At 31.7% G+C, this 24,693-nt stretch carries 20 protein-coding genes; 16 read left to right on the forward strand and 4 right to left on the reverse strand.

Translation table 11 applies throughout. The features are described from left to right. Positions 1 to 24: 24 nt before the first annotated feature. A complete protein-coding gene (locus KW502_RS07965) occupies positions 25 to 1,320 on the reverse strand; it encodes a PQQ-dependent sugar dehydrogenase (protein ID WP_439651396.1) in 1,296 nt (431 codons plus the stop codon). 207 nt (positions 1,321 to 1,527) lie between these two features. Between KW502_RS07965 and KW502_RS07970 the strand changes: the two genes are divergently transcribed. The 8 genes from KW502_RS07970 to KW502_RS08005 all read left to right on the forward strand — a co-directional run bounded on the left by KW502_RS07970 (position 1,528) and on the right by KW502_RS08005 (position 15,075). After that, positions 1,528 to 2,307, forward strand: coding sequence for a LytR/AlgR family response regulator transcription factor (locus KW502_RS07970; RefSeq protein WP_219040021.1), 780 nt, complete (start codon positions 1,528 to 1,530; stop codon positions 2,305 to 2,307). A gap of 1 nt (position 2,308) precedes the next feature. Beyond that, positions 2,309 to 3,916, forward strand: coding sequence for a sensor histidine kinase (locus KW502_RS07975; protein ID WP_219040022.1), 1,608 nt, complete (start codon positions 2,309 to 2,311; stop codon positions 3,914 to 3,916). A gap of 96 nt (positions 3,917 to 4,012) precedes the next feature. Further along, on the forward strand, positions 4,013 to 6,574 hold the full coding sequence (locus tag KW502_RS07980; protein WP_219040023.1) for a zinc-dependent metalloprotease: 2,562 nt from the start codon (positions 4,013 to 4,015) through the stop codon (positions 6,572 to 6,574). A 5-nt stretch (positions 6,575 to 6,579) separates the two neighbouring features. Then, complete coding sequence (locus KW502_RS07985; RefSeq protein ID WP_219040024.1) at positions 6,580 to 9,876, forward strand: SusC/RagA family TonB-linked outer membrane protein; 3,297 nt, start codon at positions 6,580 to 6,582, stop codon at positions 9,874 to 9,876. Positions 9,877 to 9,885: 9 nt separating this feature from the next. After that, entirely contained in the window at positions 9,886 to 11,202 is a 1,317-nt protein-coding gene (locus KW502_RS07990; RefSeq protein ID WP_219040025.1) for a RagB/SusD family nutrient uptake outer membrane protein, read from the forward strand. A gap of 135 nt (positions 11,203 to 11,337) precedes the next feature. Further along, complete coding sequence (locus tag KW502_RS07995) at positions 11,338 to 12,336, forward strand: SGBP N-terminal domain-containing protein (protein WP_219040026.1); 999 nt, start codon at positions 11,338 to 11,340, stop codon at positions 12,334 to 12,336. 129 nt (positions 12,337 to 12,465) lie between these two features. After that, complete coding sequence (locus tag KW502_RS08000) at positions 12,466 to 13,089, forward strand: M48 family metalloprotease (RefSeq protein ID WP_219040027.1); 624 nt, start codon at positions 12,466 to 12,468, stop codon at positions 13,087 to 13,089. 237 nt (positions 13,090 to 13,326) lie between these two features. Then, positions 13,327 to 15,075, forward strand: a complete 1,749-nt coding sequence (locus KW502_RS08005; protein ID WP_219040028.1) for a M14 family metallopeptidase — start codon at positions 13,327 to 13,329, stop codon at positions 15,073 to 15,075. On the opposite strand, the gene KW502_RS08010 is transcribed toward KW502_RS08005, so the two are convergent. Continuing rightward, a complete protein-coding gene (locus KW502_RS08010) occupies positions 15,043 to 15,666 on the reverse strand; it encodes an NUDIX hydrolase (protein ID WP_219040029.1) in 624 nt (207 codons plus the stop codon). The genes KW502_RS08005 and KW502_RS08010 overlap by 33 nt on opposite strands. Positions 15,667 to 15,674: 8 nt before the next feature. Here KW502_RS08010 and pyrE point away from each other — a divergent pair, with 8 nt between their 5' ends. After that, positions 15,675 to 16,319, forward strand: a complete 645-nt coding sequence (gene pyrE, locus KW502_RS08015; RefSeq protein WP_219040030.1) for an orotate phosphoribosyltransferase — start codon at positions 15,675 to 15,677, stop codon at positions 16,317 to 16,319. Positions 16,320 to 16,325: 6 nt separating this feature from the next. Beyond that, positions 16,326 to 16,718: an SRPBCC family protein gene (locus KW502_RS08020; RefSeq protein WP_219040031.1), complete on the forward strand. Its 393-nt coding sequence runs from the start codon at positions 16,326 to 16,328 to the stop codon at positions 16,716 to 16,718. Here the strand turns inward: KW502_RS08020 and KW502_RS08025 are convergent. Continuing rightward, on the reverse strand, positions 16,715 to 17,446 hold the full coding sequence (locus tag KW502_RS08025; protein WP_219040032.1) for a biotin--[acetyl-CoA-carboxylase] ligase: 732 nt from the start codon (positions 17,444 to 17,446) through the stop codon (positions 16,715 to 16,717). The two genes, KW502_RS08020 and KW502_RS08025, sit on opposite strands and share 4 nt — an antisense overlap. A gap of 93 nt (positions 17,447 to 17,539) precedes the next feature. On the opposite strand from KW502_RS08025, the gene rsfS reads away from it, so the two are divergent. The 6 genes from rsfS (at position 17,540) to KW502_RS08055 (ending at position 22,413) form a co-directional block, all read left to right on the forward strand. After that, complete coding sequence (gene rsfS, locus KW502_RS08030) at positions 17,540 to 17,911, forward strand: ribosome silencing factor (RefSeq protein WP_219040033.1); 372 nt, start codon at positions 17,540 to 17,542, stop codon at positions 17,909 to 17,911. 23 nt (positions 17,912 to 17,934) lie between these two features. Beyond that, the gene (ftsH, locus tag KW502_RS08035; protein WP_219040034.1) at positions 17,935 to 19,977 is read left to right on the forward strand and encodes an ATP-dependent zinc metalloprotease FtsH; all 2,043 of its coding nucleotides are present in this window, start codon (positions 17,935 to 17,937) and stop codon (positions 19,975 to 19,977) included. A 101-nt stretch (positions 19,978 to 20,078) separates the two neighbouring features. Next, entirely contained in the window at positions 20,079 to 20,687 is a 609-nt protein-coding gene (locus KW502_RS08040; RefSeq protein ID WP_219040035.1) for an LUD domain-containing protein, read from the forward strand. Positions 20,688 to 20,691: 4 nt separating this feature from the next. Beyond that, entirely contained in the window at positions 20,692 to 21,483 is a 792-nt protein-coding gene (locus KW502_RS08045; RefSeq protein ID WP_219040036.1) for a phosphatidate cytidylyltransferase, read from the forward strand. Between the two features lie 4 nt (positions 21,484 to 21,487). Continuing rightward, complete coding sequence (locus KW502_RS08050) at positions 21,488 to 22,138, forward strand: phosphatidylserine decarboxylase family protein (RefSeq protein ID WP_219040037.1); 651 nt, start codon at positions 21,488 to 21,490, stop codon at positions 22,136 to 22,138. After that, positions 22,138 to 22,413, forward strand: coding sequence for an acyl-CoA-binding protein (locus KW502_RS08055; protein ID WP_219040038.1), 276 nt, complete (start codon positions 22,138 to 22,140; stop codon positions 22,411 to 22,413). The genes KW502_RS08050 and KW502_RS08055 overlap by 1 nt, the downstream gene beginning before the upstream one ends. Before the next feature lie 178 nt (positions 22,414 to 22,591). Here the strand turns inward: KW502_RS08055 and KW502_RS08060 are convergent, their stop codons facing one another. After that, complete coding sequence (locus KW502_RS08060; protein ID WP_439651397.1) at positions 22,592 to 24,676, reverse strand: M3 family metallopeptidase; 2,085 nt, start codon at positions 24,674 to 24,676, stop codon at positions 22,592 to 22,594. Positions 24,677 to 24,693 lie beyond the last annotated feature (17 nt).

Consider the following 24,693-nt stretch of genomic DNA (forward strand, 5'->3'; position numbering starts at 1 on the left):
AATGGTGAAATTTCAATATAGTTATTATTCAAAAGCAACTCTCCAAACAATACCAGCATCATCATCATTAACTAATAATGCGCCATCTGGAGTTTGAGTTACTCCTACTGGTCTACCATGCACATCTGTACCATTTTCATTTGCTATAAAACCTGTTAAAAAATCTTCGGGTGTTTTTGGACTTCCTTCTTCATCAAAAGGGATAAAAACCACTTTATAGCCCGCTAGCTTAGATCTATTCCAAGAACCATGCTGACCAATAAAAGCTCCGTTTTTATATTTCTCTGGAAATTTATTAGAAGTATAAAATTCAAGTCCTAATGAAGCCGTGTGTGAACCTAATGGAACGTCGGGAATTATTGCTTGATTTACTAATTCTTGATGAGGTTCATCTTTCCAACGCGGATCTTTAATTTGACCATAATATGAATAAGGCCATCCATACCAACCATTTTCTTTAACGCTCGTAGCATAATCTGGAACTAAATGATCTCCTAATTTATCTCTCTCATTTACAGCTGCCCAAAGTTCACCAGTAATTGGATTCCAATCTATCCCGACAGGGTTTCTTAAACCTGCAGCATACACACGCTCGCCACTTCCATCTAAATTAATTTCTAACACATTGGCTCTACGCTCTTCTTTCTCCATACCGTGTTCTCCCACATTACTTGAAGAACCTACCGTAATATAAATTTTAGACTTGTCTTTATTTGTAATAATATTTCGCGTCCAATGATGATTGTAACCACCTGCTGGAAGATCTATTACTTTTTCTGGTGAAGCTATAATTTTAGTTTGACCTTCTTGGTAGGGAAATCTCACTAAACCATCTACATTAGCTACATAGAAATAACTATCGATAATCAACATTCCGAAGGGTTGATTTAAATTTTCTAAAAAAGTGAATTTTTCATCTGGCAAACCATTTTTATTTTCATCTCTAAATAAGGTTATTCGGTTAGCACTTCTCTTGGCATCATTACTTTCTACAACAAAATAATCACCATTATCTGCAATATAAGTCCAACGAGGGTGCTCTAAACTGTCAGCAAAACGCTCTACCGTAAAACCTTTTGGTGCTGAAGGCGTTTCTCCTTCTTTCCAATTTATAATTTTACTTTGCATTCTCACAGATTCTGTATTAAATGCGGGTGGCAGGCTTAACGCTCCTATTGCCGTAGTTACAGTTGTATAACTGCTATCTTTTGCTATCTTATTTTTAGTCTCATTAGATAATTTACGCTCTCCTTTACAAGATATGAGTAAAAAAGAACACACTATAAAACTAAGACTGAATAAGTTGATATTTTTCATCATAATTATTTTTGCCTAATGTAGTCGAATTAAGTGTTATCATAAAATATAGAAATCACATTAATACATCTTTAACATCCTTACTAATTTTTGCTTAATTTAGCAGTTTAAATTTTAGAAATAATAGATAGTACGTATTTTTTTAAATTATACTTTTGCATTTCACATTCAATAAATTCTCTAAATTTATAACCTATTCTTAATAAAAATATGGAGGTAGTCATAATTGAAGATGAAGACCTTGCGGCTGATTCTCTAAAAAAATTATTATTGAAGACACCTTATAATCTTAACATAAAAAAAAGATTAGAGAGTGTATCAGAGGCTATTGAATGGTTTAAACAAAATAATTGTGACCTTATCTTTAGTGATGTAAGTCTAGGAGATGGTGAAAGCTTTGAGATTTTTGAAGCTTTAAATATTGATACACCTATTATCTTTACCACGGCTTTTGATCATTATGCCATTCAATCTTTTCAATTTCACGCCGTAGATTACTTATTAAAACCCTATAATCAAATTAAACTTAATAAAGCTTTAGAGAAATATATAAATACTCAAAAGCATAAAATTCAGTTTTACCCTAACCAACAAAATTTAGACAATTTAATTAGTCGTTTAAGTAATATGTCTGAAGTGAGTTCTTATCAAACACGATTTTTAATTTCTAAAGGTGAAGAATTACTATCTATTAAAAGTGAAGAAACTGCTTATTTCATGGCTGAAGATAAATCGCTATTTCTTTTTACGCGTAAAGGAGAGGTTTTTCTATATGATGATACCCTCTATAATCTAGAAAATAAGCTATCGCCTAAAGATTTCTTCAAAGTAAATAGAAAATTTATAGTGAGACATAATGCTATTAAATCAATTATAAAATACAGCCAAAGTCGTTTAAAGATAGAACTTCAGCCTGCGCCTAATTTTAATGCTTCTATATTAATTAGCGCTAAAAACATACAATCCTTCAAGGAGTGGTTAAATAATTAGAATGGACTCAGGTAATTTTCTGCAAGACTTTAAAAAACGTCAAAAGTATTTCTATACAAGCATAACGCTCATCGTTCTCTTTTTCGTGGTTAGTTCTTTTATAATCCCAAAAATTACATCTGTAGCAGAAAATTTGCTAGAAAATGTGATTTTAGAAAATCTTAATTCAAAAAAGAATAATATAGCTTTTGAGTTTAATAATTTAAATAGTTTTCTTACTTATTCTAAAAACTTAATTAAAGATTCTAATAAAATCTCTTTTCAAGAACTAGAAGATAAATTAAAGTTTACTTCAGATTTAGCTCGATCATCAAGTCTAATTTCAAACAGCTTTATTTATTTAAGTACTTCAGCAGGCTTAAAAAATATTTATTCTCTCTATGAAAATGAAAAAAAATCTAATATAGAAAGCTTGCCGCTTAGATATAAAACCCAAGCTAAATCAAAGTTTCTCGATACCATCTTAACAGCAAAAGGTAACGTAAATTATCGAAAAACATATATACATAAACAGGATAAAGACACCACACTAATTGTAGGGTATGATATCGATTTATTAGCATTCTGGAAATACATTTCAGAAAATAATGTAGGTCGTATGGGCTACACGGTAGTGACTAATGAAAAAGGGATTTGCTTATTACACCCAGAAATAAAATATATTGGAAAAAAGCTAGACACGTACTTTACAAGCATTTCGCCTCAAGACATATTGATCAAAGATACTAATTCAGCAATTTTAAAAGATGAAGCTACATCGGAATACTTAAAATTAGATGTCCGTCGTTATTTTGAAAAAATAAAAGTAGGAAGCACTTCACTTATTATTATTGAAAGTTTTCCTCTTGATATTATTTTAAAAGAAAAAACGCAGCAAATCAATCAATATTTTCTTTGGATATGCCTACTAGCATTTACCATATTTATGCTTTTGCTACTAGTTTCTAGATATCAACTTAAAAAAGAATTTACAGAAAACCTTAAAGTAGTTGAAGAAAAAGAGCAATTAATCACTATAAACGAAAAGTATCAAAAAGAAAACGCCCTATTACAACTCAACCAGTTAAAAAAGAAGATGAATCCTCATTTTCTTTTTAATAGTTTAAATTCTTTGCACATACTCATAGAATCAAAACCAAAATTATCTCAAGAATTTGTCCTAAAACTAGCTGATGTTTATAGGTATTTTCTTGAAAATAAAGAAGGAGATTTAATAACTCTAAAAAAAGAGATCACATTTTTAAAACAGTATTTTTTTCTTCATAAAATTCGCTTTAGCAATCGTTTAAAAGTAACTATAAATAATGCGAGTGAAGATGAGTTTATCTATTATAAAAAAATTCCTTTTCTTGCTTTAGAAACAGTCGTTGAAAACGCCATTAAGCACAACGAATTCACTAAAAAAAACCCACTACAAATTGAAATTACTATACATCAAAAACATATTGAGGTTATAAATAATTACACACCTCACAAAAATAAAAAGGCAGATAGTCATAAAATAGGGCTTAATTATTTAAAGAACACTTATAGATATTACAATTTAGAAGGATTTAAGACAGAAATATCAAAAAACCACTATATATGTTTTCTACCCTTATTAGCTTAAAATGCGATTTCACTCCATAAATTATTGAGTTCACTCCATTTATTTTTTTTAAACTTTTTAAATAACGGAGATTTAGCAATAAAATAATCTAAATCTATGAGAAATACTTTATGGAATCGCAGCTTAACACACCGAACTATCATTATTTTTACATTTTTTATAAGTAATATTCATTACGGCCAACAAACAAAAAAAAGCAATGATAAGGAGAAAACTGAAGACATAAAGAAAGTAATAGATTCTTTAGCCGAAGCAGATAAAGAATTATCTTATCAGCAATTTCTAAAAAAAGGGGACGTTAAAAAAGGTTTATTTAATGTTTACAATTTAGAAGGCGATTATTATTTTGAAATTCCTGATTCTCTAATAACAAGAGATCTACTGGTTGTGAATAAAATTTCGAGTGTACCTTACGCTTTAAATGGCCATGGATTAAATAAAGGAATGGCTTTTGAAACAAAACTGATTAGATTTCACAAAGATACCATACTTCATAAAGTTTGGGTAAAAACAATTAACCCTAGGGTGCAATCTCCAACCTCAGATGCCATTACAAGATCGGTAAAAGACAATTTTGGAGAATCAATTATAGAAGAGTTTGATATAAAAGCTCAAAACACAGACTCAACTTCAGTTTTTATAAAAGTAAATAAAATTTTCAACGGAAAAGAGAAAAGTTTTAGTGACGTTCTTGCAAATACAGGTCTTGGCGGAAGCATTAAAACCAATCTATCTATTCTAGAAGAAGTAAAATCTTTTCCCGAAAATATTGTAGTGAAATCTCTTATTTCTACTGCTGTAAGTGAAGGAGGAGGTCCAGCATTACCGCTATCAATTGGGGTAACTACAAATATTGTACTATTACCAACCGAAGTTATGAAACCTAGATTTGCAGATAAACGTGTAGGTTACTTTGGAAAACCGATGGATTATTTCTCAGACACACAGCAAGAGGTAGAAACTAGAGAATTAATTACACGTTGGAAACTAGAACCTAAAAAAGAAGATATAGAAAAATATAATCAAGGAATATTAGTAGAACCCAAAGAACCAATTGTATACTACATAGACCCTGCTACTCCTCCTCAATGGGTACCTTATATAGAAAAAGGTGTACTAGAATGGAATGAAGCCTTTGAAGAAGCTGGATTTAAAAATACAGTTAGAGTTAAAATACCCTCAAAAGACGACAAAGATTTTGATGTAGATGATGTAAGATATTCTGTGATTACCTATGCAGCTTCAGAAAAACAAAACGCTATGGGACCTTCGGTTGTAGACCCAAGAAGCGGACAAATTTTAGAATCTGACATTATTTGGTGGCACAACCTAATGAAAGGCTTACATTCTTGGATACGAGTTCAAACCGGACCTATTGATCCTGATGCGAGAACCAATAAACTTTCAACTAAATTAATGGGAGAAGCCATTCGCTTTGTTTCTTCTCATGAAGTAGGTCACACCTTTGGCCTAAAACATAATATGGGAGCCTCTCATAGTTACCCCGTAGATTCTTTAAGATCTAAAACTTTCACCTCAAGAATGGGTGGCACGGCACCATCTATAATGGACTATGCCAGATTCAATTACGTAGCACAACCCGAAGATGATGTTGTTGATATTACTCCAGAAATAGGAGTTTATGATAAATATGCGATTTCTTGGGGTTATAGATGGATACAAAATAAATCAGCTCACGAAGAACTTCCTATCCTAAATCAATGGATTAGAAAACATGAAAACGACCCACTTTATTTCTACGGTGCTCAACAAGCCGAAGTGATAGACCCTAGATCACAAAGTGAAGATTTGGGTGATAATTCTATGAAAGCTAGCGAATATGGATTGAAAAACTTAAAACGCATTATCCCTAACCTTATTAAATGGACTAATGAAGAGGGCGAAGACTATTATAAAGCTTCAAAATTATATAAAGCAGTTATTGACCAATGGGTACTTTACAACAGTCATGTTATGGCAAATATCGGAGGTGTATATTTAAACAATACGATTTATGGCGATGGTAAAGATACTTACCAACCAGTCCCAGCTGAACTACAAAAAGATGCTTTAGACTACCTAATAAAGAACGCAATAAAACCTCAAAAATGGTTATTTACTCCAGAAATTATCAATAAAGTTTTCGCTGTACGTGATGCTCCAGATGGAGAACGTTATTATTCTCCAGTTTCTATGCTGCGTATTTACCAGACCAATGTAATCTACAAATTAATAGATACAGACAGAATTATGCGTATAACTGAAAATCAAGTACTCGCAAAAAACCATAGTGAAGTCTTTACAGAACAATATTTATTTGATCAATTATTTGATGCCATTTTTGAAAAAACCAAAAAAGGAAAATCTTTAGATATGTTTGACAGGATAACACAAAAAAATTATGTAGATGTGTTAACAGTAGACCGAAACAAACTACTAGAAAAAACAAAAGAAAATACGGTATCTGAAACTTCTAAAAAATTTAAGAATATCCATTTCTCTTACTTACCAAGAGTTTCAGACGCAGGTACGAATAAAAGAGCAGCACTTACAGATATTTTGAAAATATTAAAAAAGAAGAAAAATAAAGGTAATCGCGCAACCAAAGCACATTACCAAGATCTTATTTCGAGAATAGAATATAATTTAAATAACTAGAGCAAATGAAGAAATTAATATATTTGTTATTTTTCTTACCGTTTCTTTCGATAGCTCAACAGAAGCAGAAACTGGTAAGCGGAACAGTTACTGACGCAGCTATGAACATCCCTATACCCGGCGCATCTGTTTATGTCTCTTCATCAATGATAGGGAGCAAAGCTAAAGAAGAAGGAGTATTAGATAGCGCTATGCTAGGTACAACTACCGATTTTGATGGGCATTTTGAATTTAGCATTCCCGAAGATATTAAATCCTTATTGGTTTCTTATATGGGATTTAAAACAAAAACGATAGATGTTTCAGGGGCTGCCACTAATTTAACAATTGTACTACAAGAAAATACAGAAAATTTAGATGAAGTTGTAATTACCGGTTACCAAGAAATAGAAAAACGAAAAACTACCTCAGCATACTCTTCAATTAATGTTTCAGAAATTAAACAAGCGGGAGTTTCTACAGTAGATCAAATGCTTACGGGGCAACTAGCAGGAGTGCAAGTTCAGCCAACAAGCGGTGCGCCTGGTGCTCCATCAAAAATTTCGATAAGAGGTACTGCCACTTTAAATGGATCTTCAGATCCGTTATGGGTTTTAGATGGTATACCGCTTCAAGGAGAAGATATTCCTAAAGATTTCCGAGATAAAGACAATATAGATAACCTAGGGTCTTACCCAATAGCTGGCTTAAACCCAGATGACATTGAAAGTATCACTGTCTTGAAAGATGCCGCAGCAACTTCTATTTATGGTGCACGTGCTGCAAATGGTGTAATCGTTATTACCAGTAAGTCAGGTAAAAAAGGGAGTATGCGTATTAATGCAACAGCCAATGCATTTATTACCCAAAAACCTAACTATAGTAAATTAAATCTAATGAATTCTTCCCAAAAAGTTGACTTTGAGCTTTATTTGGCAAGTCGAGAAGATCTTAATTATCAAGAAAACAGAGGTAGTGTCGCTAGAATCTTAAATAGTTATAATGCCTACGATACGTTTCAAAATAGCGGGTTTTCGGCAATTCCTACTGAAGCACAAAATGCTATTAATAAACTAAAAAACACACATACCAATTGGGGAGATGAATTGTATCAAATGGCAGTAAACCAGCAGTACAGCTTGAGTATTTCTGGTGGCGGCGAAAAAAATAACTATTATTTCTCTGCAGGAATTTTTGATGAAAAAGGAGGAACTATTGGCACAGGTCAAAAGCGTTATAACATTACCGTAAAAGATAATTTTAACCTGAACGATAAACTTAAAGTAGGCATAGCTTTATTTGGTAGTCAAAATAAGACTTTTTCTTACATTACGGGAGCTGATGCTTATACCAATCCTGCTAATTATGCGAGAAATGCTAATCCCTATCTTACACTAACAGACGATCAAGGAAATTATGTTTATGATCCTGATTTAGTTGAACGTTCTGATCTTAATTTAAATTATAACGTACTAGAAGAGCGTAAAAACACCAATCACGAGTTAACCGCAAATTCATTAAAATCTATCTTCAATATAGATTACGACATACTAGATGATCTTCATTTCTCTACACAGCTAGGTTTACAATTTGATTTTAATAAGACTGAAAAATTCAGTGATAAAAACAGCTATTATACGCGTAAATACGAGCAAAAATCACAATATACCACTACCAATGGATATGCCTATTATATGCCAGAAGGTGGAATAACACAAGATTTGATTTCCGATGTTTTTCAATATAACTGGAAAACCATGGTAAATTATAACACTACATTTAATAATATTCATGAATTGGATGTAATGTTAGGAACAGAATTTAGACGAAATAAAACAAATCAAATACAAACAAAAGGCTTTGGGTTTAACCCCAATACCCTTACGACAATTCCTATCACCAACGAATTAGCATTAAAAAACTCATTATTTACCCCCTATAAAAAGCAAATTTCTGAAAATTCATTTTCTTCATTTTTTGGTACTGCATCTTATACTTATGATCGTAGATACACTGTTTTTTCTAGTTTAAGGTACGATGGTTCCAATTTATTTGGTGTTAACCCAAAATATAGGTACCTCCCCATCTGGTCTGTCGCAGGGTCATGGAATGTAGATAAAGAAAATTTTATGGATGATCTCGAATTCATCAGCAATTTAAAATTGAGAGCTTCATACGGTATTCAAGGAAACATTGATAAAAACACCTCCCCTTTTGTATTGGGAACCTATAATAATATTTCAATACTACCGGGAATGAATGAAGAAGCTATTAATGCTTTAGGCGCACCTAATCCAGATTTAAGATGGGAAAAAACCACAACTTCTAATCTAGGGCTTAATTTGGGTCTTTTTAATAATAGAATTAATGTTACAGCAGACTACTATAATCGGAAAAGCACCGATTTAATTGGATTAAAGTCGGTACCTCTTGAGAGTGGCTACAACTTTATAAACACCAATTGGGGTACGGTTAGTAACAAAGGTTATGAGCTAGCGATTAATACTACCAATATTAACGGCTCCCATTTTAAATGGACTAGTGGTTTAAATCTTTCGCACAACAAAAGTATTGTAGAAGATATAGAAATAAAAGAAAATAGTTTTAAGCCATCTTTAAAAGGCCATAGTGTCAATGCTATTTTCGCCATTAAAACTGCAGGCATAGACAGTAATGGTCTTCCTTTATTTTGGAAAGATGACAAAAAAGTTTCAGCTGTAGAATTTTACAATTTAAAAGAAGGTACAGATGGTACACAATTAACCCGACAAGAACATAGAAACTTGTACTCTTATGTTGGTGACGGAACCCCAAAATTTACTGGTGGTTTTAGAAATAACTTTCAATACAAACAATTTGGATTAAGAGTGCTTACCAGTTTCATCTTCAAACAAACAGTTCAAGCAGCACCAAGTTACTACCCTACATTAGCACAACCTGGTAATAATTATAGTACTGAGATTTTAGATGCAGGTACTGGTAATTTACCAGCACTTATTGGAGCTAATTCGCCAGGCTTCAATACAGATCTAGTCTACAGCTGGTATAATTCGTTTGATGCAGGAAGAACTTACGACGATCTCGATATTTGGGTAAAAGATATTTCTTACATACGTATTAGCAGTATAAGATTAAGCTATGCTGTACCTAATAAAAAATTAGAGAAATTAAATATATCAGGACTCAATTTTAATATTGAAGGTCGAAATCTGTTGGTATTCGGAACAGATTACGATGGGTATTTTGATCCTGAAACCTATGGAAGTCTATATGCACAACCCATTCCTAAAGTTATTTCTGCTGGATTTAATTTGACATTTTAATTTGCTATTATGAAAAAACTACTATACATATCTATAACACTGCTATTATGTGTCTCTTGTGACGATTATCTAGATATAAAACCAGTGGGACAAGTAATCCCAACAACTGTTGAAGATTATAGAAGCTTCTTAACTAGCGCTTATGGTATAACAAATCTTAGTAAGGTTTTAACCTCTTATAGAAGCGATGAGTTACAAATAAACCCAAGCAGTCAAGGGATTGAACAATACGAAGACGTTTATACCTGGAATGATGAAAACCCGAGCCCATTAACCAGAAGTTATCCTTATGCCATTTTCTACAATATCATTTTTTATTGTAACCATGTTATCGATAATAAAAACGATATGGAAGGTGATGACAATGAGATTAATGAGTTGGTGGGTGAAGCTTATGCGCTAAGAGCATTACAGTATTTTGATTTAATTAATTTGTACGCCAAACCTTATAGCAATACTACCGCTGGAGAAGATGCTGCAGTACCAATTGTAACCAGCTATCAAACCAATGTAGATTATCCTGCAAACTCATTACAAGAAGTTTATGACTTAATTCTTGATGATTTAGATAGCGCAGAAGAGTTAATTACTTTAAATCAGCAAAATACAGGCCTTAACTATAGATTTTCGAAAGTGGCTGTAAAAGCATTTAAAGCCCGTGTTTATTTGTATAAAAATGAATGGCAGCAAGCGATTAACAATGCAGATGCAGCACTAGCTATTCATTCAGACTTGCAAGATTTAAATGAAGATACAAGCATCATGCCTTCAGAATACAATTCAGTAGAATCTATTTTAGCTTTGGCAACAGTCGCTTCATTTGATATTTCTAATAATGCTACTATTTCAGATGATTTAATCGAAATATACGATCAGTCATCAGATTTAAGATTTAATCTCTATTTTAAGGAAACTCCAGCAGGAAGATTTCAAAGTAAAAAAAGTGCAAACAACAAATTTAAAGTAAGTTATCGAACTTCAGAATTGTTTTTAATTAAAGCAGAAGCTTTTGCTAGATTACAACAAAGCGAAGCTGCTAAAACATCTCTATTAGCATTGGCAATAAATAGGTATACTCCTGAAGGATTCGAACAATTTAACCTTAAAATCGCAGGATTAAATACAGATGATTTACTAGCAGAAATTTTAAAAGAACGTAGAAAAGAATTTGCTATAGAAGGACATCGCTGGTACGATTTAAGACGCACCAATCAACCAGAAATTACCAAAACTTATAAAGAACAAAGCTTCACCTTAGAAAAGAATGATGAAAGGTATGTAATTCCTCTTCCTAATGATGCTATAATAAACAATCCAAAACTCTAAAAACTTACTAGACATGCCGTTGCTATCTTGCGGCTGTCTTTGTATAAAAAAGATAAACATAACCCTATAAATTATTACCTTATGAAAAGTATGAAAAAAACGTATTATTTTATTTTAAGCCTAATAGTAGTTGCTATGACTACAGTTTCATGTTCTAGTGATGATGATTCAATAACTCTATCATCACTTGCTGAAATCACTGATTTCGCTCTCAATTTTGATGAACTAAATGAAGATGATATTAATTATGATTTTGGAAATTCTATTGAAGTAAGCGTGCCTTACGGTACTTCATTAACTGCTGTAATACCAACAATTACCGTGTCAGAAAATGCAACTGTTTCTCCAGCATCAGGCGAAGCCATTACTTTTGAAGACGGGCAAGCTAAAACTTTTACTGTAACCGCTGAAGACGGCTCTACACAAGAATATATGGTAACCGTGAACGTTCGTGGAGAAGTAGGTAGCGGTTCTAAGTTAAAGAGCTACACGTACATTGAAGATTATGATTTTTTTGTGGTAGAAAAAACTACTAATTATGAATATAATGAAAACTCTGGTTTTGTAAACAAATATTCGATAACTGAAGAAGGAGAAACCACAGAATATACACTGGTTTACGATGAGAAAAACCAAGTTACGGAAAAGACATCCGAAGGAAAAAGAACCGTTTATATTTATGAAGATGGTAAAATAACTACAGCTGAAGAATATGAAGATGGTGAAAAAACATTTAGCTCTAGTTATACCTATAACGAAGATAATTTACTAATAAAAGAAGAGCAAACTGATTACGAAGAACAAGAACCTTCTCTATATGATATTAGAACCTACACCTATGATAATAAAGGAAACATCATAGAATTCACTAGAGGGACTACACAGTCTAACACTATAGAAGCTACTTACGATAATAAAAATAATCCATTTAAAGGTATTTACCCAGAAGCTTTTTCGGCAATTAGAGTTTCAGGAATTGACGAAGTAAATACAAACAATCCAATAACAAGAACTGAAGCTAATGAAGAAGTAAACTATGAATATAATTTAGACGAATACCCTGTATCATCCTCATATTCAGACCCTGATGGAGTTGTTACCTTCAAAAAAACTTTTACATACTACGCAGAATAAGTTTAGTATACTTTTATAAATTTTAAGCCAATGAGGCTGTCTATAAATTAAGACAGCCTCTTTTTATTAGTGATATAAAAAAAATTTCAACTCAGCAAAAGACTCAACTTAAAAAATCACTGTTCATTAATGAAGAATACACTTTTAATTTTATTTATTATTATCGCTAATGCATGCAATAGTAATACTTCAGAAGAAAACAAAGAAACACTAACTAAAGAAGAATATCTAAACCAGTTATATACCGCTAAAGTAATTCCTCTATTTGATGAGTATGACAATTTAAATCTTCCAAATGAAATTCATATTGATGAAAAAGATCTTGGTATAAATGCAGGTGCAGCTTTCGGCTATCTTGAAGTAAGTAGAGGTCTTGTAGAACTAGAAGACAAAACAATGCAGGTCTTTGCTCTTGCTCATGAGCTCGCACATATTGCAACAATTCCACAAGCTAAAGAATTGCAGTTAAAAGGAGGAATACCTTCAGGATCTCAAACCAATGATTACAAAAAAGCAGAATATTTAGCTGATTTAATTGCTTTTCATTTAATCTCAAAAAAACTAACTGAAGTGTATGGGCAATTAAACAAAAACTTAGATTCTTTAGATGAGTTTTTGGGATATGGAAGTTTTACACATCCATCTGGAAGTAATAGAATTAAATCGTTAAAAAAATACATTGACGGTATTGATATTACTAATAGAAAAAAATCTTTTTCAAATAGGTTTAAAGAAATTTGGACAATGAATTAAATGAAAACTCAATATGTTTTAAGAACAAATATATTTTGATCTTTTTATAGTATTACTAATTCAGAAAGTAAAGAGGTTTTTTGAATTATCTATTTCTATGAATAAATTTTATTTAAGACTGTTCCGTTACCTATAAGATGCACTTACTAATTTTTGCTTAATTTAGCATTTAATTAATTTTCAATTAAACTATACAATCTTTGTATTTTTGAAATTCAAAAAAAACTTGTAGCCTGTATGAGGTATTTACTCTTTTGTATTTTAATATTAACTTTTTTTAGTTGTGATTTATCGAAGTACAAACTTGTCAAAAAGAATGATTTCCCTACAATCTTCGAAAAATCTAAAGGAAAAGAAACAGCCACCTACGCTGATGTTATTAAGTTTTACCAAGACTTAGATAACAATTTTTCTACTATTTCTTTTATTGAATATGGAAAAACAGATAGTGGGAAACCTCTTCATCTTGCCGTTTTTGATCCTGATGGAATTTTTGATTTAAAAAATTTATCAAAAGAAAAACAAGTTTTACTCATTAATAATGGCATACATCCTGGAGAAAGTGACGGCATAGATGCAACCATGCTTTTGCTAAGAGATTTGGCAAAAGACTCTATTCAAATACCAAAAAACACAATCGTTGCCACAATTCCTATTTACAATATTGGCGGTGCTCTTAATAGAAATACTTCAACTAGAACTAACCAAAACGGACCTAAATCTTACGGTTTTAGAGGCAATGCCAGAAATTATGACCTAAATCGTGATTTTATAAAAGCAGACACGAAAAACACCAAGGTCTTTTACCAGATTTTTCATGAGTTAAAACCCGATGTTTTTATTGATAACCATGTAAGTAACGGAGCTGATTATCAATACACGCTTACTCATTTATTAACTCAGCATAATAAATTAGGAGGAGAACTTGGCAACTACCTTCATCAAGAATTTATGCCAGCATTAGCAGATAGTTTAGCTAAAAAAGATTGGCCAATTACTCCTTATGTAAATGTTTTTAATGAGAGTCCAGAAGTGGGCTTTGCTCAATTTAATGATTCTCCAAGATATTCTACAGGGTATACAACTATGTTTAATACATTAGGAATGATGCTAGAAACACATATGTTAAAACCTTATTCGCAAAGAGTAAAAGGCACTTATGAGTTTATGCGCACCACTTTAAATATCATCGATAAAAATTCGATCAAAATTAAAGAAGCTAGAATTAAAAACAACTCTTATTTTGTTAAAGCCGAAGAATATTACCTTAATTATGAAGTAGATAGTTCTAAAACTTCTAAACTTCAATTTAAAGGATATGAAGATACAATTATAAAAAGCAAAGTAACCGGCTTAGATCGTTTAAGATATAATCGAAAAAAACCTTATACTAAAGAAGTAAATTATTATAATTATTTTAAACCTAAAGATACGGTAACTATCCCGAAAGCCTATATTATTCCGCAAGGTTGGTGGAATGTTGTGAATTTATTAAAGCTAAATCATATTGAAATGAAGCAACTCGAAAAAGACAGCCTTATGACAGTAGAAGCTTATCATATTGAAGATTATAAAACACGCCAAGAAGCTTATGAAGGTCATTATCCTCATTTTAATACCAAAGTAAAAGCTTACCAAGAAAAAATTAAATTAAGAAAAGACGATTATATAATTACTACTCAACAAGATGGCATTCGGTATTTATTAGAAACCTTAGAGCCTATTGCTAACGATTCTTTTTTTAACTGGAATTTCTTTGATACCGTACTTCAGCAAAAAGAACATTTCTCTCCTTACGTTTTTGAAGAAAAAGCACTTCAAATTTTAGAAAATGATTCAATTTTAAAGCAAGAATTTGATGCTTTAAAACAAAAAGATCGTCAATTTAGAAAAAACTGGTACACGCAATTAGATTGGATTCATAAACATTCTAAGCATTATGAAAAATCACATTTAAGATACCCTATTTTCAGGATGTTGAATTAAATATTCTTTAGGAAACAAAAGTTTTATATTTTCATAAGACTGCTTTAAAGCTTCTTGACTTTTTTCAAAATTTTTCCACTCTACTTGGGTAATACCTTCTTTTTCTTGCGGAATTAACTCTCCGTCAAAATCTGTAGTCATTTCAAACCAAAAAGTCTCCTTCAACTTATATTTTCCTTTTCTTTTTAAAATATGATAAGTGGTTTTTAGAAACTGATTGATTTTTAAATTTTCTACCATCGTTTCTTCTTCCACCTCACGAATAGAGGTTTCTTCTATGGTTTCGTTTTTCTCTGCTTTTCCTTTAGGCAGATCCCACCGATCGTTACGGTAAATAAATAAAATTTCACCTTTCGCATTGTAAACTAAGCCGCCGCCAGCAACAATAGTTTTTAGCTTCTTTTTTAAGTGCTTTAAAAGCTTCTCTTCCTTCTTGTGGTATAAATTCACATAAAGTAATTCACCTTTAGCTACTTTTTTAATTAACTTTTTTATCTTCACCTTTTTAATGGGGATAGATGTATATTGAGCTCCAATATCTTTTTTTGTAGAAAGAATTATTGGCACATCATTCACAAAAACTTTATACATTTGTAAGTATGATTTTAGAAAAAGAAACAGCCAAAAAAACAGCCGAACTTTTATTGCAAATTAAAGCAATTAAATTAAACCCGCAAGAACCTTTTACTTGGGCAAGCGGATGGAAGTCTCCAATTTACTGTGATAACAGAATTGTACTCTCTTACCCTCCTATTAGAAATTACATTAGAGAAAACATTGCCAAGCAAGTAGAAGAAATTTATGGCAAACCTGATGTAATTGCCGGTGTTGCAACTGGCGCTATTGGCATAGGTATGCTTGTTGCAGAATTTCTAGGCTTACCATTTGTTTATGTAAGACCAGAAGCCAAGAAGCATGGACGACAAAATCAAATTGAAGGTCACCTAGAAAGCGGTCAAAATGTAGTGGTAATTGAAGATTTAATTAGTACAGGAAAAAGTAGTTTAAATGCGGTAAAAGCTTTAAAAGAAGCCCATGTAAATGTAAAAGGAATGATAGCTATTTTCTCTTATGGTTTTAATGTCGCCGAAGAAAATTTTAAGACAGAACATATTCAATTAAACGTTTTGAGTAATTATGAGCATTTAATAGATCAGGCGCTTGAAACTAATTATCTAAACAAAGAAGAAGCAACTACTTTAAGAAGCTGGAGACAAGATCCTGCTAATTGGTCACCTAAATAGAAAATTATGCATTTAGAAAGCGATACAACTATCGTAAATAAAAGTCAGCAAGAAAGTTTTGAATTTTTAGCAGATGTAAACAATTACGAAAAAATAATGCCTGAAAGCATTGAAAAATTTGAAATTAAAAGTGAAGAAAGTTTTCTTTTTCAACTGAAAGGTATGCCTGTAATTGGTCTAAAAATACAAGAGAAATTACCTTATCAAACCGTAGTTTTAGGTTCTATGAGTGACAAATTTCCTTTTACGTTAAAAGCAGACATTCAAGAAGTAGACGCCAATAACAGTAAAGTACAGTTAGTTTTTGATGGAGAATTAAATGCAATGATGGCAATGATGGTGAAATCTCCGCTAAAAAAATTCATTAATACGTTAAGCGAAAACCTAGGAAAACTTTAATATAAAAGTTTCACCTCTTTAATATCAAATTCTTTTAAAACATTGTCTTCAAACAAGACCACTAATCGTCCTTGTTTGGAGACTTTTTGTATAATACCTATTTTTCTTTCTCCATTAGGAAACTCGAATGTAGAGGGTTTTTCTATTCTAAATAAGTACTCGTAATATTCATTTAATATAACCTCTAAACTCCATTCTTTTTTTAGATAAATATTCTTTTCTATGGTTTCAACTAACTGTTCAAGCAAGTGATTAAGATCAAAATGAATTCCTGTAAGTTTTTTTAAAGAAGAGGCTTGCCATAAACTTCCAAAATCTGTTTGGTTAACATTAAGTCCCACTCCAATAATAGTACTACCAATCTTGCCATTTATTAGAATATTTTCAATTAAAACTCCACAAACTTTAAAACTATCTGCCAAAATGTCGTTTGGCCATTTAATTTTTAATTTAGGTATTTGGTGTTTTTTAAGCACCTCGACAATACTACATGCTACAATTGCACTGAGCTTAAACTGCTCATCAATCTGTAAATTTAAATGATTTAAAAGCACACTAAACGTTAGATTTTCTCCTCTTTTGGTTTCCCATTTTGCCCCCATTTGTCCTTTCCCGTTTGTTTGCTCTTCGGTAACGACATAGCAGTTTTCTATTAAAGTTTGTTCTCTAAAAAGTTCTCTTAAAAACAAGTTGGTTGAATCGGTGGCAAGGACTTTGATACTTCGCATATAAATTTAAAATAAGACCGCTTAAAATATTGTTTAACTAACAGCGTAAAAAACGTAAAAAATAATAACTTTGCGGAAAATAATTAAAATTTAATGATAAAAAAAGAAAATAACGCAGACCAGCTTATAACATATATACTGAAGGGGATTGAAGAGGTTAAAGGACAAGACATTCAAATCTTAGACTTGAGAGAAATAGAGAATACGGTTTGTGACTATTTTGTAATTTGTAATGGCACCTCTAACACACAAGTAAACGCTATTGTAAATTCTGTTCAAAAAATCGTGAGCAAAGGTATTAAAGATAAACCTTGGCACGTTGAAGGTACCGAAAATTCTGAATGGGTACTTATAGACTACGTAAATATAGTAGTTCACGTCTTCCAAAAGCACATTAGGGAATATTATGACATTGAAAGTTTGTGGGGAGACGCAAAAACCACTACTATTGAAACCAATTACTAAAATTTCTATTAGAAAGTATACAGATGGCTAAAGAGCAAAACAAAAAAAAACCGGGTAGCAATAAACCTAAGTTTAACTCATATTGGATTTATATTGGAATAGTTCTTATATTTTTAGGACTTAACTTTTTTGGAGGTATGGGTTTCAACGAACCTTCTAAAAGTAACATTTCTGAATTTGAACAATACTTAAAACAAGGTGATGTTAAAAAAGTTATTGTAATTAATGATAGAACGGCCAATGTTTATTTAACTGAAGCTGCGGAAGCTAAAGAAGAACATAAGAAAACTCAAGAAAAAGAATTTCTTCCTTCAGGAGACCAACCTGATTATAGTTTTGAAATTGGAGATCTTCAAAATTTTCAAAACAATTTTAAAGAAATAAAAAAAGAGAATAATCTTGCCGCTAATTTAGAGTTTGAAACGCACACCAATATGTGGAGTGATATCTTACTCACTTTACTTCCATTTATTCTTTTATTAGGAATCTGGATTTTCATTATGAAAAGAATGAGCGGCGGTGCCGGTGGTGGCGCAGGTGGTCAGATTTTTAATATAGGTAAATCTAAAGCAAAGCTATTCGATCAAAATACCGATGTAAAAACATCATTTAAAGATGTTGCAGGATTAGAAGGCGCTAAAGAAGAAGTACAGGAAATTGTCGACTTTTTAAAACATCCAGAAAAATATACTTCTCTAGGTGGTAAAATACCAAAAGGTGCCTTACTAGTAGGCCCTCCAGGTACAGGTAAAACCTTGTTAGCGAAAGCTGTTGCTGGTGAAGCTAAAGTGCCTTTTTTCTCTTTATCTGGTTCAGATTTTGTGGAGATGTTTGTAGGTGTTGGTGCTTCTCGTGTAAGAGACTTATTTAAACAAGCTAAAGAAAAATCTCCTGCCATTATTTTTATTGATGAAATCGATGCTATTGGTAGAGCAAGGGGCAAAAACAATATGTCTGGTTCTAATGATGAAAGAGAAAACACATTAAACCAACTGCTAACAGAAATGGATGGTTTTGGTACAAATACAAACGTAATTGTATTAGCTGCTACCAACCGTGCAGATGTGTTAGATAAAGCGCTAATGCGTGCAGGACGTTTTGACCGTCAGATTTACGTAGATTTACCTGATGTTAGAGAACGTCAAGAAATTTTTGAAGTACACTTACGTCCACTTAAAAAAGTTGCTGAAGAATTAGATACTGAATTTCTAGCTAAACAAACTCCTGGTTTCTCTGGAGCAGATATAGCTAATGTATGTAACGAAGCTGCATTAATTGCTGCACGTAAAGGAAATAAAGCTGTTGGAAAACAAGATTTCTTAGATGCGGTAGATAGAATTGTAGGCGGTCTTGAAAAGAAAAATAAAATTATTACTCCAGACGAGAAAAAAGCAATTGCTTTTCACGAAGCTGGGCATGCTACAGTTAGCTGGATGTTAGAACACGCAGCACCATTAGTAAAAGTTACCATCGTACCGCGTGGGCAATCTTTAGGAGCGGCTTGGTATTTACCAGAAGAACGCTTAATTGTTCGCACTGAACAAATGTTAGATGAAATGTGTGCAACCATGGGTGGTCGTGCAGCAGAAAAAATTATTTTTAATAAAATTTCTACCGGAGCCTTAAGTGATTTAGAAAAAGTAACCAAGCAAGCAAAAGCTATGGTAACCATTTACGGTCTTAACGAGAAGATTGGTAATATAACCTATTATGATTCTAGCGGACAAAACGAATATAGTTTTGCAAAACCATACAGTGAATCTACTGCAGAACTAATAGATAAAGAAATCTCTAGCATTATTGAAGCTCAATACCAAAGAGCTATAGAATTGCTTACGAAGCATAAAGATAAGCTAACAGAATTAGCAGAAATTCTTTTAGATAAGGAAGTTATTTTTAAAGATGATTTACAACGTATTTTTGGAGATCGCCCTTATGCTAATCGAAATGCTCCAGAAAAAAAATTAACAGATCAAAGTACACAAGAATTAGAAAATTCTAAAAATACCGACTCAAATAACGAAAGTTTCCCAGATAACTCTCAAAATTTAGACTCAAACCTCTAATTAATCATTAAAAAATCTTGATTTTGCCTTAGGTACAATCAAGATTTTTTATATTTGGTGTAGTATAAATAATTAAGTAGTTAATTACCCCCTAATAATATATGAGTCTATTTAGAAAGCTTTTTTTATCCAAATCTAAATCAGACAAAGAAGAGGATCAAAAAGATGAGCCACGAAGTAAATATATGCCGGAACCAGAACTTCCGACAGATGAAAACTTTGTATATCATTTTAAAAATAATGGTGGAAAGTTTCTATACTGCCAAGATCAAAAAGAAGTACAAGAAATATTTAAAGAAATTTTAAATGAAAACGATTGGAATAACACAGACTGTTGTTGTTTTGATGATCATTTAAAGCAGAACTTTAAAAATTTCAATCTAAATTACACCACTAGCGGTGAAGCTAGTTTTTTTCTTTCTACATGCGAATACTTAATTGGTAATACAGGAGCTTTACTTATTAGCTCTAATCAAATAAAAGAAAAAAAGCTTGCAGAAATACCTCACAACTTTATTATTGTAGCTGCTACAAGCCAGTTAGTAAATACGATTGGAGAAGGCTTAAGAGGTATAAAATCTAAGAGTAAAAATAGAATTCCGTCTAACATAACTACCATTAAAACTTTTGAAGATAAAAAAGAAAGTGACTTTATGAGTTATGGGAGTACTTCTAAAAATGTATATTTACTCCTACTAGAAGACTTATAATTTTATGAACGAACTTTTAAAAAGAACCTTATCTGGTGCTTTCTATGTAATCCTATTAATTTCGGCTATTTTATTTTCAGAATATAGCTTCATCGCTCTATTCTTTGCTTTCGGAATTATTTGTCTTTATGAGTTACAAAACCTACTAAAACTAAATAGTTATTTAAACTATATCGTTTTATTGGGTGCTTTATTTTTATACGGTATATTGAAAATTCACGACTATTCTGTTCTTATACTTTTAATTATCACCATTTTCGTTAAAATACTATTATTAAAAGACTTACTTATTATTAATGAAATTCCGTTATTTGAGGGTAAGAAATATATTCTAACTCTTTTCTACCTTATTTCATCTATTATATTTCTAACACTTATTCCTTACGAAAACGGTGAATACTCACCATACATTTTAATTGGTGTATTCTTTTTAGTATGGTTTAATGATTCTTTTGCTTATTTAGTAGGTAAAAACTTTGGTAAAAGAAAGTTATATGAAAGAATATCACCTAATAAAACTGTAGAAGGTTTTCTAGGAGGTTTATTTTTTGCAGCAATAGGCAGTGCTGCAGTGGCTTATTTTACAAAAACTTTAGATTATCAAACTTGGCTAATAATTTCTATATTAGTGAGTATATTTGGCACCTGTGGAGATTTAATACAATCTAAGCTTAAAAGACAAGCTAACGTAAAAGATAGCGGAACCATTATGCCAGGCCACGGTGGGCTTTTAGACAGATTAGATAGTATTCTTTTTGCAGGTACATTTGTATATGCTTACTTATTAATTATATAAAGTTATGTTTCATAAAGAAGGTTATAAAATTTTAGGGGTTACTATTGCTATATGCATTTTAATAAATATTATTTCATATACATTTATTGAACTTACATGGGTAAATCAATTTATTTTAGGAGTTACTATTGTAATATTTTTACTCATTCTTCAGTTTTTTAGAAATCCAAAACGTCAAACACTAGTAAGCGACCATAATGTAGTGGCTCCTGTAGATGGTAAAGTAGTGGTTATTGAAGAAGTTTTTGAAAAAGAATACTTTAAAGAAAAACGTTTACAAGTTTCTGTATTTATGTCTCCAATAAATGTACACGTAACGCGACATCCTATTAATGGGAGAGTAGTATTTAGTAAATATCACCCTGGTAAATTTTTAGTCGCATGGCATCCTAAATCTAGTGAAGAAAATGAACGCACAACAGTTGTCGTTAAAAATGACATTATAGGTGAAGTTCTTTACAGACAAATTGCTGGAGCTATGGCAAAAAGAATTGTAAACTATGCTAAAGAAGGAGATAACGTTGTGCAAGGTAACGATAGCGGATTTATAAAATTTGGATCTCGTGTAGATGTTTTTTTACCAATTGATACAAAATTAGACATTCAACTTAACCAAAAAGTAAAAGGAGGTCTAACCGTTATTGCAAAAGTTTAATGAAAAAAACAAAGAAAGACTTAAACGAAGAATTTGAGCAGGCTTACCTTAGAGCTGCTAAAACTGAGCTACGCTTTCCTCCAGACATTAGATTACACTTTTATGCTTATTATAAAAGAGCAACAGAAGATAATGCTATTCATCAAGAAGAAAGTTTAAATAGTAGACTCGTTGGTGCGTTTAAAATGAATGCACTTTTTCAAATTAAAGGACTCACTAAAGATCAAGCAAAGCAAAAATATATTGACTTGGTTAATAAATATATCACCGAGTAAATTTTAATTTCACTCCTGCACTAGAACTTTTATAAAATTTAATTTTTAGCACGTTAACGCTAAAAATGATAAGTATACAACATAAAAAAACCTCAACAAAGCAATAAAATAAAGCTTAGTCGAGGTTTTTTTATTAAAATGTTCTGTTATTTATTATAAATAACAAAACATTATTAAATTAGTTCTTATTTTTTTCTTGTTTATTGAAAAATCCTCTGTCACGCATCAACGCATCGATATTTGCGTCTCTCCCTCTAAACATTTTATATGCTTCAGCTGGATCTACAGCATTTCTAGGAGAAAATAAATAGCTCTTTAATTTATGAGCCATTTCTTTATCGTAAAACCCACCGGGTGCTTCTGCAAAAGCTTCTGCTGCATCAGAGGTTAATACGTCTGCCCAAAGATATCCGTAATATCCAGTTGCATAACCTTCACCGGAAAACACGTGGCTAAATTGTGTAGAACGATGACGCATTGGTATTTCTTCTGGCATTCCTAATTGCTCTAATTGTTCTTTTTCAAATTCTTGTATATCATTAATTTTACTTGGGTCTGTGGTGTGGTATTTCATATCCATTAAAGCTGAAGCCAAATACTCTGTAGTTGCAAAACCTTGATTAAAAGTAGCTGCTTTTTTAATTTTCGCAATTAAATCTTTTGGCATTGAAGCTCCAGTTTTATAATGTTTTAGAAACTTATTAATCACAGCGTCTGTTGATAACCAACGCTCTAATAATTGAGACTGAAATTCTGTATAATCACGAACACCGCCATTCAATGTTGGATACTTCACATCGGCAGAAAGAAAATGTAAAGCATGACCAAATTCATGAAAAAATGTTTCAGCATCATCCCAAGAAACTAAAATAGGTTCTCCTTTTGCAGGTTCTACAAAGTTTGAATTATTAGATGCTAATACGGGTAGATTATCTTCTAATACTGTACGACTACGGTAAGTAGTAGCCCAAGCTCCAGAGCGTTTACCTTTTCTGGCATAAGGATCTAAATACCATAAGCCAACGATTTCTTCTGTCTTTTTATCTTTAACTTCCCAGACTTCTACATCTTTATGAAACACCGGAACTTCTCCTTTTTTTACAGGACTAAATTCATAATCAAATAACTCTCCAGCTACATAAAAAATAGCTTTTTTAAGGTTATTCAACTCTAAATATTGTTTTACTTCTTCGCTATCTAAATCATATTTTTGTTTCCTAACTTTTTCCATATAAAAACGGTAGTCCCAAGGCTCTATAGAAATGTTTTTTCCTTCTGTTTTTGCTAAGGCTTGCATCTGTTCTACCTCCTGTTCTACTCTACTTAATGCGGCGGGCCAAACTTTCATCATTAAATCTATCGCATTCTCAGGATTTTTAGCCATTCTATCTTGCAAACGCCATTGTGCATAATTATCATATCCCATTAAATGAACACGCTCATTCCTCAATTCAAGAATTCTTTTAATAATTTTATTATTATCATAATCATCACCATTATTACCGCGCGCATAATATTTTTCCCAGACCTCTTTTCTTAATAGACGATCTTCTGCATAAGTTAAAAAAGGATCTATGGATGAGCGTGTATTGGTAACTGCAAACATCTTACCTTTTCCGTTATCTTTTGCCACAGCTTGAGCAGATTTTAAATATGAATCTGGCAAACCATTAGCTTGTTCTTTTGAAAAATAAGTTATATAACTTTCTTCATCTGCTAAGACATGATTAGAGAATTGAGTATATAGTTCTGAAAGTTCTTCTTCTATTTGAGCATAACGCTTTTTATCTTCTTCATTTAGGTTTGCACCCTCCATTTCAAAATTCTTATAAATAAGTTCTATAACTCTTTGTTGTTGAGCTGGCAGTTCTTGATTTTGAGATTGATCGTAAACATTCTTAATACGTTGAAAAAGTTGTTTATTCTGAGAAATTTTTGAACGATATTTAGAAATTTCAGGAGCTAATTCTTGCTGAATTATTCTAAACTCTTCACTAGAAATATTACTGCTATAAATACCGTAATATGTAAAAACCCGGTCTAAATCTTTCCCGGCCTTTTCCATAGCCACAATTGTATTTTGAAAATTAGGTTCACTATTTTGATTAGCAATCTTTTTAATTTCTTGCAAATGCAACTGCATTGCTTTTTCAATGGCAGGTTTTAAATCTGAAAGCTCCATTTTATCAAACGCAGGCACTCCTCCATAATTACCAGACCACTTTCTTAAGAATATATTTTCTTGATGATTACTTTCTTGCATTTTACTTTCGTTTTGCT

Source organism: Mesonia aestuariivivens, assembly GCF_019311235.1.
In the GTDB taxonomy this organism is placed as follows: domain Bacteria; phylum Bacteroidota; class Bacteroidia; order Flavobacteriales; family Flavobacteriaceae; genus Mesonia; species Mesonia aestuariivivens.